The 18,169-nt window shown below is 53.9% G+C and carries 18 protein-coding genes; 14 read left to right on the top strand and 4 right to left on the bottom strand.

Annotated features, from left to right (window positions below; translation table 11 throughout):
• The coding region (gene rhuM, locus IT527_RS03170) for a RhuM family protein (protein ID WP_292966489.1) at positions 1-425 on the top strand (425 nt) is incomplete at its 5' end.
• A complete protein-coding gene (locus tag IT527_RS03175; RefSeq protein WP_292966491.1) occupies positions 422-3,160 on the top strand; it encodes a DEAD/DEAH box helicase family protein in 2,739 nt (912 codons plus the stop codon). The genes rhuM and IT527_RS03175, both read left to right, overlap by 4 nt.
• A gap of 89 nt (positions 3,161-3,249) precedes the next feature.
• Here the strand turns inward: IT527_RS03175 and IT527_RS03180 are convergent, their stop codons facing one another.
• The 3 genes from IT527_RS03180 to IT527_RS03190 are packed head-to-tail and all read right to left on the bottom strand — an operon-like array spanning position 3,250 to position 5,112.
• Positions 3,250-3,798 carry a DUF488 domain-containing protein gene (locus tag IT527_RS03180; protein WP_292966492.1) on the bottom strand — a complete coding sequence of 183 codons (549 nt, stop codon included), beginning with the start codon at positions 3,796-3,798 and terminating at the stop codon, positions 3,250-3,252.
• Between the two features lie 51 nt (positions 3,799-3,849).
• Positions 3,850-4,320 (bottom strand): tRNA (uridine(34)/cytosine(34)/5-carboxymethylaminomethyluridine(34)-2'-O)-methyltransferase TrmL, encoded by a 471-nt coding sequence (gene trmL / locus IT527_RS03185; RefSeq protein WP_292966493.1) that lies wholly within the window; start codon positions 4,318-4,320, stop codon positions 3,850-3,852.
• 9 nt (positions 4,321-4,329) lie between these two features.
• On the bottom strand, positions 4,330-5,112 hold the full coding sequence (locus IT527_RS03190) for a phosphoribosyltransferase family protein (RefSeq protein ID WP_292966494.1): 783 nt from the start codon (positions 5,110-5,112) through the stop codon (positions 4,330-4,332).
• Positions 5,113-5,182: 70 nt separating this feature from the next.
• On the opposite strand from IT527_RS03190, the gene bioB reads away from it, so the two are divergent.
• The 5 genes from bioB to bioD are packed head-to-tail and all read left to right on the top strand — an operon-like array spanning position 5,183 to position 9,738.
• The gene (bioB, locus tag IT527_RS03195) at positions 5,183-6,220 is read left to right on the top strand and encodes a biotin synthase BioB (RefSeq protein ID WP_292966495.1); all 1,038 of its coding nucleotides are present in this window, start codon (positions 5,183-5,185) and stop codon (positions 6,218-6,220) included.
• Complete coding sequence (gene bioF / locus IT527_RS03200; RefSeq protein ID WP_292966497.1) at positions 6,220-7,383, top strand: 8-amino-7-oxononanoate synthase; 1,164 nt, start codon at positions 6,220-6,222, stop codon at positions 7,381-7,383. Before bioB ends, bioF begins: the two co-directional genes overlap by 1 nt.
• Position 7,384: 1 nt before the next feature.
• Complete coding sequence (gene bioH / locus IT527_RS03205; RefSeq protein WP_292966498.1) at positions 7,385-8,143, top strand: pimeloyl-ACP methyl ester esterase BioH; 759 nt, start codon at positions 7,385-7,387, stop codon at positions 8,141-8,143.
• Complete coding sequence (gene bioC, locus IT527_RS03210) at positions 8,133-9,029, top strand: malonyl-ACP O-methyltransferase BioC (protein WP_292966499.1); 897 nt, start codon at positions 8,133-8,135, stop codon at positions 9,027-9,029. The genes bioH and bioC overlap by 11 nt, the downstream gene beginning before the upstream one ends.
• Positions 9,030-9,054: 25 nt before the next feature.
• Positions 9,055-9,738 (top strand): dethiobiotin synthase, encoded by a 684-nt coding sequence (gene bioD / locus IT527_RS03215; RefSeq protein WP_292966500.1) that lies wholly within the window; start codon positions 9,055-9,057, stop codon positions 9,736-9,738.
• 34 nt (positions 9,739-9,772) lie between these two features.
• Here the strand turns inward: bioD and pip are convergent, their stop codons facing one another.
• Positions 9,773-10,723, bottom strand: a complete 951-nt coding sequence (pip, locus tag IT527_RS03220; protein ID WP_292966624.1) for a prolyl aminopeptidase — start codon at positions 10,721-10,723, stop codon at positions 9,773-9,775.
• A gap of 259 nt (positions 10,724-10,982) precedes the next feature.
• On the opposite strand from pip, the gene IT527_RS03225 reads away from it, so the two are divergent.
• The 7 genes from IT527_RS03225 to IT527_RS03255 all read left to right on the top strand — a co-directional run bounded on the left by IT527_RS03225 (position 10,983) and on the right by IT527_RS03255 (position 18,167).
• The gene (locus tag IT527_RS03225; protein WP_292966627.1) at positions 10,983-12,137 is read left to right on the top strand and encodes a patatin-like phospholipase family protein; all 1,155 of its coding nucleotides are present in this window, start codon (positions 10,983-10,985) and stop codon (positions 12,135-12,137) included.
• A gap of 5 nt (positions 12,138-12,142) precedes the next feature.
• The gene (locus IT527_RS03230) at positions 12,143-12,871 is read left to right on the top strand and encodes a TerC family protein (RefSeq protein ID WP_292966501.1); all 729 of its coding nucleotides are present in this window, start codon (positions 12,143-12,145) and stop codon (positions 12,869-12,871) included.
• Positions 12,872-12,953: 82 nt separating this feature from the next.
• Positions 12,954-13,379: a universal stress protein gene (locus tag IT527_RS03235; protein ID WP_292966502.1), complete on the top strand. Its 426-nt coding sequence runs from the start codon at positions 12,954-12,956 to the stop codon at positions 13,377-13,379.
• An 85-nt stretch (positions 13,380-13,464) separates the two neighbouring features.
• Positions 13,465-14,229, top strand: coding sequence for a 3',5'-cyclic-nucleotide phosphodiesterase (locus tag IT527_RS03240; protein WP_292966504.1), 765 nt, complete (start codon positions 13,465-13,467; stop codon positions 14,227-14,229).
• An 11-nt stretch (positions 14,230-14,240) separates the two neighbouring features.
• Positions 14,241-16,610: a GspE/PulE family protein gene (locus IT527_RS03245; protein ID WP_292966506.1), complete on the top strand. Its 2,370-nt coding sequence runs from the start codon at positions 14,241-14,243 to the stop codon at positions 16,608-16,610.
• Positions 16,611-16,869: 259 nt separating this feature from the next.
• Positions 16,870-17,694, top strand: a complete 825-nt coding sequence (locus IT527_RS03250; RefSeq protein ID WP_292966509.1) for a GGDEF domain-containing protein — start codon at positions 16,870-16,872, stop codon at positions 17,692-17,694.
• Positions 17,694-18,167, top strand: coding sequence for a hypothetical protein (locus tag IT527_RS03255; protein WP_292966512.1), 474 nt, complete (start codon positions 17,694-17,696; stop codon positions 18,165-18,167). Before IT527_RS03250 ends, IT527_RS03255 begins: the two co-directional genes overlap by 1 nt.
• Positions 18,168-18,169 lie beyond the last annotated feature (2 nt).

Here is an 18,169-nt window from a genome sequence, read left to right on the forward strand (position 1 = left end):
CAGCCGAGCTGATTGTGTCACGCGCTGATGCGGGTAGAACGAATATGGGGCTGACGCATTGGGCCGCTGCGCCACAGGGAAAAATTATCAAATCGGATGTTTCCATCGCCAAGAATTATCTGAATGTACAAGAGACGGAGTATCTGGAGCGCATTGTGTCGATTTATCTGGATTTTGCTGAACTCCAGGCGATGCGCAAAATCCCCATGTCCATGCAGGATTGGGCCAAGCGACTGGATGGGTTCCTGGAGTTCAATGGCAATGAGATATTGATGGGGCCGGGTAAGGTATCGCAGGAGCAGGTAAAGCTGCACGCCGAAAGCGAATTCGAGCAATACCGTATCGTGCAGGACAGGTTATTTCAAAGCGATTTTGATCGTTTGATATTGCAATTAGAAAAAAACAAAGAGGACGGTGACAAATGAGCGCCCGCGTACAGAACCATGTTACGGGCCGCTTGTCGCTACGCGCGCCGCAGGCGGAATCCCTTGCCAGATTGAAGCAAGCGCTGGATGCCGCGCCGGAAATGCTCGGCCATGAACGTGATATTGCTGCCATTCTTGCCACGCTGAAGGCCGAGTTTCCGACGCTTGCGGATTTCGAGCGCGAATTCCCCTCGCTGTGCTTCGCGCTGGCCACGGGCGTGGGCAAGACGCGGCTGATGGGCGCATTTATCGCCTACCTGCATTTGGCGCACGGGATCAACAATTTCTTCGTGCTCGCTCCCAATCTGACGATTTACAACAAGCTGATTGCGGACTTCACGCGCAACACACCGAAGTATGTGTTCAAAGGCATCGCCGAGTTTGCCCAGCAATCGCCACTGATCATCACGGGCGACAACTACGACCAAACCGGTGCAGCGGTGGACAATCAGTCGATGGGCTTTGCGCACGATGTGCGCATCAACATCTTCAACATCTCCAAGATCAATTCCGAGGTGCGCGGTGGCAGGGAGCCACGCATCAAGCGGATGCGTGAGGTGCTGGGCGACAGCTACTTCAACCATCTGGCGAATTTGCCCGATCTGGTGTTGCTGATGGATGAATCGCACCGCTATCGCGCCCAGGCCGGCATGCGGGCGATCAATGAATTACAGCCTTTGTTCGGGCTGGAGCTGACGGCTACACCGTTCGTAGAAGCAAACCCAAAGCCGATCCCGTTCAAGAATGTCGTTGTGGACTACCCGTTGGCGCGGGCGATGGAAGACGGTTTTGTCAAGGAGCCTGCCGTTGTCACCCAGCGTAATTTTGATGCGAAGGCACATACGCCGGAGGAAATCGAGAAGATCAAGCTGGAAGATGGTGTGCGCCTGCACGAAACCACCAAGGTAGAGCTGCTGACCTACGCTCGTGAAAATGGTTTGCAGGCGGTCAAGCCTTTCATGCTGGTGATTGCGCGCGATACAACTCATGCCGGGCAATTGCTGACGTTGCTGGAGTCTGATGCTTTTTTTGATGGCCGCTATGCGGGCAAGGTGATTCAGGTCGATTCCAGCCAAACAGGCGCTCAAGAGGAAGCAATGATCTCACGCCTGCTGGCAGTGGAGAGTGTGGATGAGCCGACCGAGATCGTGATTCACGTCAACATGCTTAAGGAAGGTTGGGATGTGACCAATCTCTATACCATTGTGCCGCTGCGAGCGGCCAATGCGCGCACGCTGATCGAGCAGAGCATCGGTCGCGGCCTGCGCCTGCCTTATGGCAAACGCACTGGTGTGGCGGCGGTGGATCGGCTGAACATCGTCGCTCATGACAAGTTTCAGGAAATCATCGACGAAGCCAATCGTGGCGATTCGCCGATCCGGCTGAAGCAGGTGATCCTCGAAGCACCGGGTGCCGATGACAAGAAGGTCAGCGTGCGGGTTGAGTCCGGGGCGGCGGCGCGCCTTGGGCTTGTGGACACCCCGGCGGTCGATCCTGCCTCGGCAGCGGCCCGTGGCGGCGGTGAATTTGCCCCTGCGCCAGCGCCGATCTTCACGACCGAGGCTGAAAAGCAGGCGGCGCGTGTGGTGATGGATGTCATTGGCAAATATGAGGTCAGGCACGATTTGGTACCGACCAGCAGTGCATTGCTCAAGCCGGAGGTGCGATCGGTACTTCTGGCGGAGGTGGCGGAGCTTTTGCGCCCGATGCGGGGCAGTTTGCTGGCGGGCGTGGACGGTGGAGCACCGGCGATTGATCTGTCTTCCGTGGTGGACAAGACCACCGAAATCGTGGTGCAACAAACCATCGATATCCCGCGCATCGCCGTGGTGCCGACTGGCGAGGTCACGACCGGCTTCCACGCCTTCAAGCTGGATGTGAGCCAGCTCCATCTCCAGCCCGGTGAGCGCGAAATCGTCGGTCAAATGCTGCGCACCAACGAGCAGTTTACGCTGGCGGCAGAGATCGGCCTGAAGGAGCAGCGCCCGGAAGACTATATCGTTCATGCGCTGGTGGATTTCGACGATATCGACTACTTTACCCATGCCGATTTGCTCTACGATTTGGCGGATCAAATGGTGAGGCACCTGCAAAGCTACCTGACGGCGGATGAGGCAATTAGTGTGCTGGATCGAGATCGCCGGCTGATCGCGCGGGAAATTCACGCACAAATGATGGCGCACTTCTGGGAGAAAGCGGCAGATTACGAAGTACAGGTCAGCCGTGGTTTTACCGAACTCAAGCCCTGCAACTATACGGCGATTGCCGGACAGACCGCGCACCATTTCCGCGAAACCGTTACCGAAACCAGCCGCATCAAGACGATGCTGTTTGGCGGCTTTGCACGTTGCCTGTATCCGCTGCAGAAGTTCGATTCAGACACCGAGCGGCGCTTCGCCATTATTCTGGAGCGTGACGCTCTTAAGTGGATTAAACCGGCGAAGGGGCAGTTCCAGATCTATTACAAACTGGGCACCGAACAACCCGAATATATTCCCGATTTCGTTGCTGAAACCGATTCAGCAATCTTGATGGTCGAAACCAAAGCGCGTACCGACATGGAAACTCAGGAGGTTAAAATCAAGGCGAATGCGGCAGTCCGCTGGTGCCAACAAGCATCTGATTATGCAAAAACGATTGGCAATAAGCCTTGGAAATATCTGCTGGTACCCCATGATGAGATCAGTGAGTCGCGGCGGTTCATCGATTTTCTGCGGTTCGAGGTAAAGGATTGATGATGCTTTTTCTGTGAACAGAATGAATGAAGGCGCTGGCTTCAGAATCAGCCCGGATCTGATTGTCTGGCCTGTGGACAGAAAAAGCCTTAGTCAGCCAGGGAATTGTGTGATGAATAGGTCACTGCACCTGACGGTTGGGGGCAGGCACTTTCCGTTACATGGGCGATTTCTATTTTGTTATGCCCCATCAGGTGAAAAACGGTTTCGCCGTGTATCAGCAGGTAATCAGAAATGATGCGGCGGTGACAGCGCCACCAGACTGCTTCGGAACACATGATTGCACATCTGCGTTTTCGTCCCAGTGTGATCAGTTTTTCAAAGCCCTCGTGAAAAATATCACTCAGTGCGTAATCAGCAAAATTGTGGAAGCTCTGATTTTCCCAGAAATCGTTTACATCGGGAGCGATAGTTTTGGATTTGCCGCGCAGACCGCCCAGCTGCGGGAGGGGCTCGTAATCAATCCGGAATGGCGCCAGGCTGCCGGGGAGTGTTTCCCGGTTGTACTGCGGATTGGTGCGTGATCGTGGCACAGTGCGTACGTCAACGATCAGTTCCACTTCAGCTGCACGCAGCAGTGCAACGAATTCTTCCAGCGTGCGGGTGGAGTGTCCAATGGTGTAAAAAGGCAGATTCATTTCTTGGGTCGTATAGCAGCACCGTTATTGTGTGATTGGTGTCAGGGAGTGTCAGGCCAGAGCACCATCATCAGACCCGGCCTGCCGCCAGGCTTCGTAGATGATAACTGCAGCTGCGTTAGAGAGGTTCAGGCTGCGGGAGGCGGGGCGCATGGGGATGCGGATACGGCGATCCTGCGGAAAACTTTCCAGCACGTCAACGGGTAATCCGCGGCTTTCAGAGCCGAACAGGAATACGTCATTGCTGGTGTAGTTTGCCTGAGTGTGGTGCTGGATTGCCCGGGTGGTGACCGCAAATATTCGTCGTTCTGCCATAAGTTTCAGGCAGGATGCCAGGTCTTCATGCACAGTGAGACTGGCCCATTCGTGATAATCCAGCCCGGCACGGCGCAGTTGCCGATCACTCAGACTGAATCCCAGTGGTTTGATCAGGTGCAGCTGTGCGCCGGTATTGGCGCAGAGGCGAATAATGTTGCCAGTGTTGGGCGGAATTTCGGGCTGGTGGAGAATGACCTGGAACATATAGATTGGTTAAGTGATTTTTCCGGCTGTCTGGTTCTTTGGCAAATTTTCTGGCAAATCTGTTTTTGTGCCGGAGAATGGTTTACCCGGAAACGCGCGGGCAACTGCCCAGGCATAGACTTCAGCTGCTCCCTGGCGGCGTATCACCCCGGCGAGCTCATTTAAGGTGGAGCCGCTGGTCATGACATCATCCACGATTGCTACCCGTTTTCCGGAAAAATCACGCCCGCAGCTGAAAGCATTGCGTACGTTTTGCAGCCGTTTTTTAAGCGGCAGCTCGGTTTGTGACGGTGTGCGGCGCGTGCGGATACAGGCGGCGGGCAGCAATCGGCAGCCGGTCTGTTTGCTCAGGTATCGGCTGATTTCAAGCGCCTGGTTGAACCCTCTTTCTCGCAGCCTGTCCGGATGGAGTGGTACCGGAATAATGTAATCGGGCAGAGAATCTCCCTGGAGCCGGGTAAGCAGCAGATTGGCCAGTACTGGTGCCAGTGGCAGATCAGCGCGGTATTTCAATGCCTGCACCAGCGCATCCACCGGGAAGGTATAGCGCAAAGCGGCTCTGATATGATTCCAGGCGGGGGGATTGCGCAGACAGGTTCCGCAAATCTCGGACGAAGGCGTGGGTAACAGGCAGGAGGGGCAATGCGCTGGCGGCAACCCGGGCAGATCCTGCAGGCAGGCATGACAGATAGCCTGATGACCGGGTGCAAGACACAATACACAGTATTTATGATTGAACAGCTGCGTGAAATTTAATCGACTGTTCAGAATTACAGAAGGAAAAATTGACAACTTTAGAGTTATCCGTGATGATCGCCTGCTGTTCATTATAGCTTGGAGCAGGCTTTTGCCGAGGAGGATCATGGAACACGAAACCGGTTTAACTTCTGAAACACATTGCGGGTGTGCGCATAACAGCACGGATTTGGCAGTACAACAGGGAGTATTGCAGCAGGAAGCATCGCCACGCTGGTCGGTTGCGGCGATTGAGTCGCTGCTGGGACTGCCGTTTAATGACCTGATTTTTCGGGCACAGACAGTACATCGCCAGTATCACGATGCCAATGCCGTGCAACTGTCCACGCTGATTTCCGTGAAGACCGGCGGATGTTCCGAGGATTGTGCCTATTGTCCGCAGGCGGCGCGTTACCATACCGGGGTGGAGAATCAGACCATCCTGTCGCGCGAGGAGGTGGTGGCTGCCGCGACTAAGGCTAAAGAGAGCGGGGCAACCCGTTTCTGCATGGGGGCGGCGTGGCGCGGACCCAAACAGCGTGATATTGAATACATGACTGAAATCATCAGTGCCGTCAAGGGACTGGGGATGGAAACCTGTGCCACGCTGGGAATTCTGAAACCCGGCCAGGCAGCTCAACTCAGACAGGCCGGGCTGGATTACTACAACCACAATCTTGATACGTCTCCCGAGTTTTACGGTGAAATCATCACCACGCGCGAATATCAGGACCGGCTGGATACGCTGGAAGAAGTGCGCGGTGCCAATATCAATGTCTGCTGTGGTGGCATCGTCGGGATGGGTGAATCGCGTACTGCCCGTGCCGGGCTGATCGCACAGCTGGCCAACCTGGATCCTTATCCTGATTCAGTCCCGATCAATTATCTGGTTCAGGTGGAAGGCACGCCTTTGTACGGGACGCCTGAGCTCGATCCACTCGAGTTTGTCCGTACCATCGCGGCAGCACGTATTACCATGCCAACAGCAAAAGTCAGGCTATCTGCCGGCCGCCGCCAGATGCCGGAAGCGATTCAGGCATTGTGTTTTCTGGCTGGAGCAAATTCCATTTTTTATGGCGATAAACTGCTGACGACCGGTAATCCGGATACGGAACAGGATATGGCTTTGCTTGAAAAACTGGGATTGCACGCACTTCAGCCATAATGCTGCCGGATTTAACCGAGGCACTGCAGCAACGTAAACAGGCGGGGCTGTACCGTTTACGTCCGGTGCTGGAAGGGCCGCAATCGCCGCATGTCACTATTGAGGGCAGGGATTTTCTGGCATTCTGCAGTAATGATTACCTGGGGCTGGCCAATCACCCGGCACTGATTGCAGCTGTTGCAGAAGGGGCACAGCGCTATGGTGTCGGTTCCGGCGCTTCTCATCTGATCAGCGGCCATTCCCGTGCGCACCACGAGCTGGAGGAGGCGCTGGCGGCATTTGTCGGATTGCCGCGTGCTTTACTGTTTTCCACCGGCTATATGGCCAATATGGCAGTGGTGACAGCACTGGCAGGACGCGAAGATGCAATTTTTGCTGACCGTCTCAACCATGCCTCGCTCAACGATGCCGCCCTGCTGACGCGAGCCCGTTTCATCCGCTATCCGCATCTCGATCTCGATGTGCTGGCACGGCAGCTGGAGGCAACCACTGCCCGGTACCGGCTGGTGATTACCGATGCTGTATTCAGTATGGATGGTGATACAGCACCGGTTGCCGAATTACTGGCATTGTGCCGGCGCTTTGATGCCTGGCTGCTGGTGGATGATGCGCATGGATTTGGTGTGCTGGGTGAACAGGGCAGGGGCTGTTTGTATTATCCGCAGCAGGTGGAACGGGATGTGCCCAACCTGATTTATATGGCGACCCTGGGCAAGGCGGCCGGCGTGTCCGGTGCATTTGTGGCGGCACAGGCGCCCGTGATTGAAACACTTATCCAGCATGGCCGCACCTATGGCTACACTACAGCGGCGCCACCTTTACTGGCACACACCCTGCTGACCAGTTTACAGCTGATCCGCCAGGATGTCTGGCGCCGGGAACGGCTTGTCCGGCTGATAGCGTTGTTGCGGCAAAAGCTGCAAACCCTTCCCTGGCCGTTACTGCCATCCGAAACACCGATCCAGCCGTTACTGGCGGGGGAGAATCAGGAAGCTGTCCGGCTCGACAGGGCGTTGTGCGAGAGAGGTATCCGGGTGCCGGCGATCCGCCCTCCAACTGTGCCGCAGGGGATGGCGCGATTGCGCATCAGTCTGTCTGCCGCGCATACCGAAGCGGATGTGGAACAGCTGAGTGTGGCCCTGCATGAGCTGGCCGGGTGCTGATATGGCGGGAGTCCATATCAAAACCGTCGGAAATGGTCCTGATTGGGTGATGTTGCATGGCTGGGCCATGCACAGTGGCGTGTGGGACAGCGTTGTGGAGCTGCTGTCGCAGCGTTTTCGTCTTCACTTGGTTGATTTGCCGGGGCATGGTGCCAGCCGTGATTGTGCCTTGGGTACACTGGAGCAGATGACAGAAATGATCGCTGCCCGGCTGCCTGATCGTTATAGCGTATGCGGCTGGTCGCTTGGCGGGCAGGTGGCAATTCGACTGGCATTGCGGGTGCCTGAGCGTGTACAGCAACTGGTGCTGGTGGCCAGCACGCCCTGTTTTGTCAAACGGGCAGACTGGCCGTGGGGCATGGATGCTGCCACGCTGACTTTATTTATGGAGAATCTGGCGCGTGATTATGCTCAGACACTTAACCGGTTTCTGACATTACAGGTCAGCGGCAGCGAGGATCAAACCCGGGTGCTGGCACAGTTGCGCAAGCGTGTTTTGTGCGATCAGTCACCGGATCCGATCACCCTCCAGGCTGGACTGAAGATTCTGCAAACCAGTGATCTGAGAGCGGAATTGAGCCAGATAGAGCAGCCCGTGCTGCTGATTCACGGCCGGAATGATGTGATTACCCCGGTTGGTGCGGCAGACTGGATGCAGCAGCATTTGTCGCGGGCGCGGTTGACCCTGTTTCCTCATTGCGGCCATGCGCCGTTTCTTTCTTTTCCTGAACAATTTGTGAGCTGTTTCGATGCATTATGACCATGTACTTGACAAGCGTATGCTGCGCCGATCGTTCGAGCGGGCGGCGGCCGGTTACGATCAGTCCGCCGTGTTGCAGCGGGAGATAGGTGATCGCATGCTGTCCCGCCTGGAATACATCAAATATGTTCCCGCCAGGATACTTGATGCGGGTAGCGGAACCGGTTACGGCACGCGCAGGCTGAGCGAACGCTATCCCGCGGCAGAGATCATACCGATGGATATTGCATTGACCATGCATACCTGTGCGCGTACCGCCATTTCCGGGCAAGTAGCCGGCTGGCAGCGCTGGCTGCCGTTCAAACGACATCAGCCCGGGCGCTATATTTGTGCTGATATTGAGCAGCTGCCGCTGTGTGAAGGCAGCATCGGGATGATCTGGTCCAATCTGGCGATCCAGTGGTGCAACGATCTCAGACAAACTTTTACAGAAGCGCACCGTGTGCTGGAGAATGGCGGGCTGCTGATGTTCAGTACATTCGGGCCGGATACGCTGAAAGAGCTGCGGCAGGCGTTCAGATCAGCAGATCCGTTCAGTCATGTCAACCGTTTCACGGATATGCATGATATTGGTGATGTGCTGGTGAGTTGCGGTTTTTCGCTGCCGGTGATGGATATGGAATACATCACGCTGACTTACGAGGATGTCAGGAGTGTGATGCTGGATCTCAAGGCGATCGGTGCGCGTAATGTGACACAGGGGCGCCGGCGCGGATTGACCGGTAAGGCGGCATGGCAACAGGTGATCGATCAGTATGAAATGCTGCGTCAGGATGGCAGGTTACCGGCCACTTACGAAGTGGTTTACGGCCACGCCTGGAAACCCGAATCACGCCAGACCCGGTTAAAACCGGAAACGCGGCGCAAGCTGGGGCTGGAGCCGTAACCGTGACAATACTGATCCTGATGTAATGGCAATCGGTTTTTTTGTTACGGGTACGGATACCGGGATCGGTAAAACTGTGGTGAGTTGTGCGCTGCTGCACGCTTTTGCAGCGCAGGGCCATACGGTGATCGGAATGAAGCCGGTGGCAGCCGGCCGTGAAAACGGTGTCTGGCAGGATGTGGAAAATCTGAAAGCTGCCAGCAATATCAGCATGCCGCAATCGCTCATCAATCCCTACGCTTTCGTGGAACCGGTAGCGCCGCATATTGCTGCTCAACAGACAGGTATTACGATTGATCCGGAAGTGATCCGGCAAGCTTGTGAGCAGCTGCAGGCGGCTGCAGAAGTCACGATCGTTGAGGGTGTGGGTGGATTCAGGGTACCGCTATCATTGGCAGGCATCCCGGACTGCCGCTACGATACCGGCGATCTCGCCAGCGTGCTGGGGCTGCCGGTAATTCTGGCAGTGGGGATGCGGCTGGGCTGCCTCAATCATGCGTTACTGACAGCTCGTGCGATTGAGTCAACAGGGCTGAAGCTGGCAGGCTGGGTGGCAAATGTCATCGACCCGGCCATGCTGCAGCTGGAGATCAACCTGCAAACGCTGGCTGAATGGCTGGACTGTCCGTTACTGGGTGTATTACCGTTTCAGGAGCAGCTGGATGTACGACAGCTGGCCGGGCTGATCGATCTGTCCCGCCTGGGATGAGGCCGGAACAGAATCGGAACAGCATGGTATTTTGTTACAGCATCAGCTTGAATTTTTCGGCAGCCTTGACAAGTTCGGTCAGAATGCCGGGTTCCCAGGCTGAATGGCCGGCATCGCTGACGACGATATAGTCTGCCTGCGGCCAGGCCAGATGCAGATCATGTGCGCTGGCGATCGGACAGACGGCATCATAACGCCCCTGTACGATAACCGCCGGCAGGTGCTGGATTTTATGTATGTTCTCAAGCAGGCTGTTTTCCGGCAGGAAAATATTGTGCCGGAAATAATGGGCTTCCATTCTCGCCAGCCCCAGTGCAACCGTATCACTGGTGAAATAATTCACTGTGTCAGGATTGGGCAGCAGCGTTGAGCAGCTTCCTTCATAACGCCCCCATGCTTTTGCAGCGGGCATGTGAACAGCAGGATCGGGATCCATCAGCAGGCGATAGTAAGAGGAAAGAATATCGCACTGTTCGATAGGAGAAAGAGGTGCGACAAATTCACGCCAGACTTCGGGGAAGAGGTTGCGCAGACCATACAGAAACCAGTTGATTTCACCGGGCCGGCAAAGAAAAATACCGCGCAGAATGAAGCCCAGGCAACGATCAGGGTGTGCCTCGCCATAGGCAAGTGCCAGCGTACTGCCCCACGATCCTCCAAAAACCAGCCATTGTTCAATACCGAGATGTTGCCGCAGGGTTTCAATATCCCCGATCAGCAGCGGTGTGGTGTTGTCTTTAACTTCGCCCAGCGGGGTGGAACGTCCGGCACCGCGCTGGTCAAAAATAATAATCCGGTAACGGGCGGGGTCAAAAAACCGGCGATGAGCAGGTGTGGCGCCCGCACCGGGTCCGCCGTGCAGAAACAGAACGGGAATACCGTTACGGTTACCCGATTGCTCCCAGTACATGGTGTGCGTGTTATCCAGCGGAAGCATGCCGTGATCATAAGGTTCGACAGGAGGAAAAAGGCCGGTATGTGTCATGGTGATTGATGTGTTGTGGTTATAGGGAGAACATCCACTGCTGTGCTTTTTTAGTGGCATTTTAGCACTATGGCATGTCAGGGTTGTGTTTGGGAATTTCCGCAGGGATCCGTGCAGGAGTGCCTTTGTCGGGAAGCGAAAATATCTCGTGTAAATTGGAGATACTGTATAGTCGCGCGGGTGCGAAACTGAGCAGGAGCGGAGGCATTGGCATTGATACTGGTAGAAAACGGAGTGGCGTGCATTGTCTGTAAATGAGATGGTTCCACAGGATCCTCAACCATCGAGACTGGGTCTGGTTTTGACTGGTGGCGGTGCACGGGCTGCTTATCAGATCGGAGTGCTGCGGGCGATTGCTGAAATGCTGCCCCCGCATGCGCGCAGCCCCTTTCCTGTGATTTGCGGCACTTCTGCCGGAGCTATCAATGCAGCCGGCCTGGCCATGGCGGCGACGCATTTTTCCACAGGCGTCAAGCGACTGGAAGCGGTATGGGGCAATCTGCATACCGGCCAGATCTACCGCTCTGATCTGGTCGGAGTGCTGCATAACACACTGCGCTATCTTGGCTCGATCGTGTCAAGCAAAATGGCGGATAAACCGGTTTCGCTGCTGGATAACACGCCACTTCGGCAGTTACTGGCCTGTCACCTGCCTTTCAGGGGGATACGCAGAAGCATTCACGCAGGCACATTGCACGCGCTCGGAATAACAGCCTGGGGATATGCTTCCGGGCAGTCGGTTACTTTCTACCAGGCCAATCCCAGTGTTACCCCCTGGAAACGGGCACAACGCATTGGCGTTCCGGCACGTATTGGCATCCAGCATCTGGTGGCGTCGGCTTCGATTCCATTCATTTTTCCGGCAATCCGGATTAACCGGGAGTATTTTGGCGATGGCTCCATGCGGCAGCTGACGCCGCTCAGTTCCGCATTGCATCTGGGGGCAGACCGTTTGCTGGTGATTGGTGTAAATGAGAAAAAAGAGACTGAATGCGAGCGTGTCAAGGTAACCGGTTATCCGCCACTGGCACAGATTGCCGGGCATGTGATGAGCAGCATTTTCGTTGACAGTCTGGATGTTGATATTGAACGTTTGCAACGTATCAACCAGACATTGAGCCTGATTCCGGACATGCAGACGGGAAATATTTCTTCATTGCGCACGGTTGCCAGCATGGTAATTACACCCAGCGAAAGAATTGATGAGCTGACACAGGCTTACGCCAGCAGTTTACCGCGTACGATCCGCTATTTTTTTCATGCTGCCGGGGCGATGGGACCGAAAGGTTCTGCCATGCTCAGTTATGTATTGTTTGAAGCACCTTTCTGCCAGGCACTGATCGATCTGGGCTACCGGGATACCTTACGGCGGCAGGATGAAGTGCTTGCATTCATTTCCGAGCGACAGGAGTAGAAGACATGGAGGTAACCGATCCGCAGTTCTGGGTTGCTGTTTTTCAGATTGTTGTCATTGATATTGCACTGGGCGCCGATAATGCCGTGGTGATAGCGCTGGCATGCCGGCATCTGCCGGAACACAAGCGTAATCAGGGAATATTCTGGGGAGCAGCAGGGGCGATCGGGATACGAATCCTGCTGGTCTTTTTTGCACTCAAGCTGTTGACCCTGCCTTATCTGAAAATTACCGGCGGTTTGTTGTTGCTGTGGATCGGCGTTAAACTGCTGCTGCCGGAGCCGGCCGGCCCGGCGGGTGAGGGTGAATCGATGGTGAAGGGGGGGGCGACAACTCTGCCGGGCGTGATCAAGACTATCATCATCGCCGATACGGTGATGAGTCTGGACAATGTGATGGGGATTGCCGGTGCGGCCAGAGATGATCTTATGCTGGTGATATTCGGTCTGCTGTTCAGTGTCCCTGTCATCGTCTGGGGCAGCAAGCTGGTGATGAAATGGATTGAACGTTTTCCCGTGATTATCGTCATCGGTGCCGGTTTTCTCGGCTGGGTTGCCGGTGGTTTGCTGACAGGTGATACTGTCAGCCGGGAGTGGGTTGATGCGCAGCCAGCCTATCTGCAGTGGCTGGTGCCGGCAGTCTGTTCGTTTGGGGTGATCGTTACCGGAAAATGGCTGACAGCCCGGATACAGAAAAAAGCGCGATTAACCGTGGATTTGCTGAAAAAAGAATGAGGCTGGCACCTGATAGCGTTTGTACACTGAGCGCGGTTTATGATGAAACACAGGTATGTATGTATAAGAGGGAGAGGGCGTTATGTTGAAAATAGTATTGCCGGTTGATGGTTCGGAAGCTTCCGGGCGGGCGGTTGAGGAATTTGTGAACAGGCTCGACTGGTATCGTGAAACACCGGAAATTCATTTGCTGAACGTACGTATGCCACTAACCGGCAATGTTTCCATGTTTGTCAACAAGGACGAGATCGGTGATTACTACCGCGAGGAAGGTCTCAGAAGTCTGCAGCAGGCGCGTGATTATCTGGAAAAAAAGGGGATTACCTACCGGCACCATATTGTTGCAGGTGAGATTGTGCCCATGATTCTGCAATTTGCTGAAGAAATACAGTGTGATCAGATTGTCATTGGCCCGCGCGGGCTGGGTGCAATCAAGGGTTTGCTGCTCGGTTCGGTTGCCAGCAAGCTGATTCAGCTTTCGACTGTTCCTGTGTTACTGCTCAAATAGCGGGAATCAGCTGTAATTCTCCATCTGTTACAGCAAAGGATTTGCGGTAAGTTGCCGTTAAGTCCGGGATGGAGGATTTTTAAACTTGAAATTAAAAGTATTGGGCTGTAGCGGTGGGATAGGGAGCAACTCCCATACTACTGCATTATTGCTGGATGACGATATTCTGATTGATGCCGGCTCCGGGGTGGGTACGCTTGCACTGGGTGATCTGCTGAAAATCGATCATGTCTTTGTCACACATTCTCACCTCGACCATATTGCATTCATCCCTTTTCTGGTTGATACGGCTGGCAGCCTGCGCGATCGTCCGCTGATCGTACATGCGCTGCCGGAGACGCTGGAATGCCTGCAGAAGCATATTTTCAACTGGCATATCTGGCCGGATTTTTCCTGCATTCCTGATGCCGTTCATCCTTACATGCGTTATGAGCCGCTTGCGGTGGGAGAGACAGTGGTGCTGGATTCACGCAGGATCACGCCACTGCCGGCATGTCATGCCGTTCCTGCCACCGGTTTTCAGCTGGATTCCGGCCGGGCCAGCCTGGTATTTACCGGGGATACCACTGCCAGTGAGGCATTGTGGGAAGCACTCAACCGGATTACCAGCCTGCGTTATCTGATTATCGAATCCGCCTTCAGTGATGCCCAGCGTGATATTGCGGGGCGCGCCGGGCATTTCCATCCTGCCCTGCTCGCAGATGAGCTGAATAAACTGCAGCAGGATGCCGAAATATACATTACTCATTTGCGTCAGAATGAGGCAGACATAACCATGCGGGAGATTCTCGCCAGAGTCAGCCGTTTTGATCTGCGCAGATTGGCAAGTAATCAGTTATTTGAATTTTAAGGTGAAGAAAAATGAGTATATCTCTGGCTTTTGAAGCCGATCCCGGCGTTGCTGCAGAGGCTGCCGGGCGTTTGCGATCCGTGATTGACAGGATCCAGGCTGCCGGAAATGTGGATGAAGTTATATTTGAGGTAAGTCGGGATATTTGCGATATTTTCAGTGCGGAACGTCTGACTGTTTATACCCTGAGTGAGGATAAAGTCAGCCTGACATCACGCGTCAAGACCGGGCTGGATTCCTGGCAGGATCTGAAACTGCCAATCAATGAACACAGCATTGCCGGTTTTGTGGCGCTGCATAAAAAACTTGTTAATTTCAGGGATGTTTATGACCGGAATGAACTCAGGGAGCAGGGTGAACACTTGCGTTTTCTGCAGGAGGTGGATAAGCGAACCGGATATCGCACCCGGCAAATGCTGGTAGTGCCGATTCTGAATGCGGGTGACAATGATCTGCTGGGCGTGGTGCAGCTTATCAATAACCGGGACAAGGCAGATGCGCCTTTTGCGCAAAAGGTTGTGGAGGATCTGGGTGAAATCTGTCACGTGCTGGCGGCCGCGCTTAAACAGCGTCAGATGCAGCAGTTGCTGGGCAGGACACGCTACGATGCGCTGATCATTAATAATTTAATCAGTGCCAGTGAATTTGAACTGGCGACCAGACAGGCACGTGAATCAGGTTGTGACCTGGAGGATGTACTGATTGATGAATTCAGCGTAAGCGTGGCGCAAGTGGGTGAGGCGCTGGCGATTTTCTACGGGGTTGGATATGAGCGCTATCGGCCGGATCGGATCAAGCCGCTGGATCTGCTCAAGAATCTCAAGCGTGAGTTTGTTGCAAGCAACAGCTGGTTACCGATTGATGATGGTGTTGACGGACTGGTGGTACTGACGCTGGATCCGGAGCGCATTAAGGCACTGCGTATCGTCAATCAGATTTTCCCAAAGCGCAAGGTGGTCTATACGGTTTGTACCCGGCACGAATTTCAGGCAACGCTGGATTTGTTTTATGGCGATAATAAAACCGAAAACATTGGCAGCAGTATTGATGAAATGCTCTCCAATCTGGATGAAGGAGGGGAGGAGACAAAGGAGGCAGAAGCAGATGAGGCCTCTGCAGCTGCTGATAACGAGCTGGTGAAGCTGGTGAACCGTGTCATCATGGATGCCTACAAAATGGGTGTTTCTGATATTCATATCGAACCCCTGCCCGGAAAAGGAAAAACCGGCATTCGCTTTCGCAAAGATGGGTCATTGACGCCCTATATTGAAGTCCCTGCCAGTTATCGCAATCCGCTGGTGACACGTATCAAGATCATGTGTGATCTGGATATTTCAGAAAAGCGCAAACCACAGGATGGCAAGATCAAATTCCGTAAATTTGCACCGCTTGATATTGAGCTTCGGGTGGCGACAATTCCTTCAGCCGGTGGTGTGGAAGATGTGGTGATGCGTATTCTGGCAGCAGGTGAGCCGATTCCGCTGGAGAAAATGGGGTTTACTCCTGCCAATCTGGCGCAACTGAAATCCATCATCAGTAAACCTTACGGTTTGTTTTTCGTTTGCGGGCCGACAGGCTCCGGTAAAACAACGACGCTGCATTCTATTCTCAAGCATCTGAACCGGCCGGAAACCAAAATCTGGACGGCGGAAGATCCGGTCGAAATTACGCAGAAAGGATTGCGCCAGGTGCAGATCAACCCTAAAGCCGGGCTGACATTTGCCACAATCATGAAATCCTTCCTGCGGGCAGATCCTGACATCATTATGGTGGGCGAGATGCGTGACAAGGAAACAACCAGTATCGGGATTGAGGCTTCGCTTACCGGCCATCTGGTTTTTGCAACCCTGCATACCAACAGTGCACCGGAATCTGTCATCCGTTTGCTGGATATGGGGATGGACCCGTTCAATTTTGCTGATGCCTTGCTTGGTATTCTGGCGCAGCGTCTGGCGAAGCGGTTATGCAAATGTAAAAAACCGCATGTTGCCGGCCGGGAAGAAATCCATGCACTGCTGGTGGAATACTGTGAGGAGCTGAAGAATATCGGGGATTTCAAGGCTGATCCGGATGCGGCTTACCGTGAAATAGAATCCCGCTGGATTCAGCAGTATGGTGATGAAAACGGGCAAATTACCCTGTATGAAGCGGTTGGCTGTGAACATTGTTCGGAAACGGGGTATGCCGGCCGGGTCGGATTGCATGAATTACTGACGGCCACCGATGCCCTCAAGAAAAACATTCAGGAACATGCGCGGGTTGCTGAAATGCTGGTAACCGCACTGCATGACGGTATGCGTACCTTAAAGCAGGACGGGATCGAGAAGGTGCTGCAGGGAATCACCGATATCCACCAGGTGCGGGCAGTTTGCATCAAATAAGGTTGTGAATTATTACGCGCGCTGTACCGCATGATTCACAACCGGATCTTTCTTTCATTTTTGCTATGCTGTGTCTTGTAACTGGCATGGTTTTCCTCCTTTTATTCTTCCTTTTATTTTGTTCGGAATCGGCTAATCTTGCTGCTGCAGAAAGCGGGCATTGAGATTCAGCTGATTGGGCAGGTTATGCTTTTTGGGCAACCTGCCGGGGTTTTTATGATGAACACAGTAATTACAGCGAAGTTCCAGGAGGGCGATCATGCGGAATTCAGATGATGAAAAAGTATTGCGGCTGGTCAAACCTTCGGCTGCTGGCAAGAAAAGAACCAGAGGAGCAGCCGGGGATCAGAAACCGGTGGCCGGTGCGGGTGAATACAGCCGGCAGGTTGAGCAGTACGCGCGCCGTATCCGGGAAACCAGCGATGTAAACGAGATCATCAATATTCTGGATACTGTGCTGGGTGATACCCGGAATCTTCGTTACAGCAATGAAATTTACAGTGCCCAGGAACAGGTGCGTCAGGCTGAGAGGCAGATCGAATCACTCAAGCTGGAGCTGGAACAGATGCGGGAGCTGATACATTACGATCCGATGACCGGCGCCTTTAATCGGCGTGGTCTGGATGCCATTTATCTGCGGGAGGCGGCGCGTGCTGACCGGAACGAGAATACGCTGTGCGCGGCGGTGCTGGATCTGGATAATTTCAAGCAGATCAATGATACCTACGGTCACCAGTTTGGTGATGATGTCCTGATCCATCTTGTAAAAGTTGCGAAAAGATCGCTGCGGTCAAGTGATGTGATCGCTCGCTACGGTGGTGAAGAATTTGTCATTCTGTTGCCGGATACCACGCTGGAATCAGCAGTCTGGGTGCTGCAGCGCTTACAGAATAATTTTTCCAGGAAGGCGTTGCCGGATATCGAGGGTAATCCTGTTCCGGTTACTTTTAGCGGGGGCGTGGCTGCCCGGCAGTTTCATGAAAACCAGAAGTCTCTGCTCAAACGTGCGGATGATGTGCTTTATCAGGCCAAAAAATCCGGTAAAAGTCGTGTAATGATTGCTCCTGTCAGTGAGTATATTTAATGGAAAACACTTTTTTTGGTAAACAGCCCATTCTGGATCGTAATCAGAACCTGGTCGCATACGAGCTCCTGTTCCGGTCAGGAGATGAAAATATGGCAGAGGTTTCCGATGATGTGCATGCTTCAGCCAATGTGGTGGTAAATGCTTATGGACACTTGGGCATCCAGCAGGTGCTGGGCAGTCTGCGTGGATTCATCAATGTGAATAATGAGTTGCTCCTGGATGATACGATCCTGCTGTTGCCTGCTAAACATGTCGTATTGGAGCTGCTGGAGACGATTGCTGCCACTCCCGAGGTGGTGCAGCGTTGTATCGAACTGAAACAGGCGGGATATCAGCTTGCGCTGGATGATGTCACGCGGATTGATGACAGAATCAGGCCGTTACTGTCAATCGTCAATGTAGTCAAGATCGATGTGCTGGCATTGAGTGACACTGAAATCGAAGGATTGGTCCATGAGCTGAAAGCGTAGCC

The organism is Nitrosomonas sp., from assembly GCF_020852615.1.
Classification (GTDB): Bacteria; Pseudomonadota; Gammaproteobacteria; order Burkholderiales; family Nitrosomonadaceae; genus Nitrosomonas.

Excerpts from the sequence above, each read along its gene's own strand:
- bioD (WP_292966500.1), top strand. The coding sequence starts at position 9,055 with ATGGCAATCGGTTTTTTTGTTACGGGTACGGATACCGGGATCGGTAAA.
- bioF (WP_292966497.1), top strand. The coding sequence starts at position 6,220 with ATGCTGCCGGATTTAACCGAGGCACTGCAGCAACGTAAACAGGCGGGG.
- IT527_RS03245 (WP_292966506.1), top strand. The coding sequence starts at position 14,241 with ATGAGTATATCTCTGGCTTTTGAAGCCGATCCCGGCGTTGCTGCAGAG.
- bioH (WP_292966498.1), top strand. The coding sequence starts at position 7,385 with ATGGCGGGAGTCCATATCAAAACCGTCGGAAATGGTCCTGATTGGGTG.
- IT527_RS03180 (WP_292966492.1), bottom strand. The coding sequence starts at position 3,798 with ATGAATCTGCCTTTTTACACCATTGGACACTCCACCCGCACGCTGGAA.
- pip (WP_292966624.1), bottom strand. The coding sequence starts at position 10,723 with ATGACACATACCGGCCTTTTTCCTCCTGTCGAACCTTATGATCACGGC.
- IT527_RS03230 (WP_292966501.1), top strand. The coding sequence starts at position 12,143 with ATGGAGGTAACCGATCCGCAGTTCTGGGTTGCTGTTTTTCAGATTGTT.
- trmL (WP_292966493.1), bottom strand. The coding sequence starts at position 4,320 with ATGTTCCAGGTCATTCTCCACCAGCCCGAAATTCCGCCCAACACTGGC.
- bioB (WP_292966495.1), top strand. The coding sequence starts at position 5,183 with ATGGAACACGAAACCGGTTTAACTTCTGAAACACATTGCGGGTGTGCG.
- IT527_RS03235 (WP_292966502.1), top strand. The coding sequence starts at position 12,954 with ATGTTGAAAATAGTATTGCCGGTTGATGGTTCGGAAGCTTCCGGGCGG.
- IT527_RS03175 (WP_292966491.1), top strand. The coding sequence starts at position 422 with ATGAGCGCCCGCGTACAGAACCATGTTACGGGCCGCTTGTCGCTACGC.
- IT527_RS03250 (WP_292966509.1), top strand. The coding sequence starts at position 16,870 with ATGCGGAATTCAGATGATGAAAAAGTATTGCGGCTGGTCAAACCTTCG.
- IT527_RS03255 (WP_292966512.1), top strand. The coding sequence starts at position 17,694 with ATGGAAAACACTTTTTTTGGTAAACAGCCCATTCTGGATCGTAATCAG.
- IT527_RS03225 (WP_292966627.1), top strand. The coding sequence starts at position 10,983 with ATGGTTCCACAGGATCCTCAACCATCGAGACTGGGTCTGGTTTTGACT.
- bioC (WP_292966499.1), top strand. The coding sequence starts at position 8,133 with ATGCATTATGACCATGTACTTGACAAGCGTATGCTGCGCCGATCGTTC.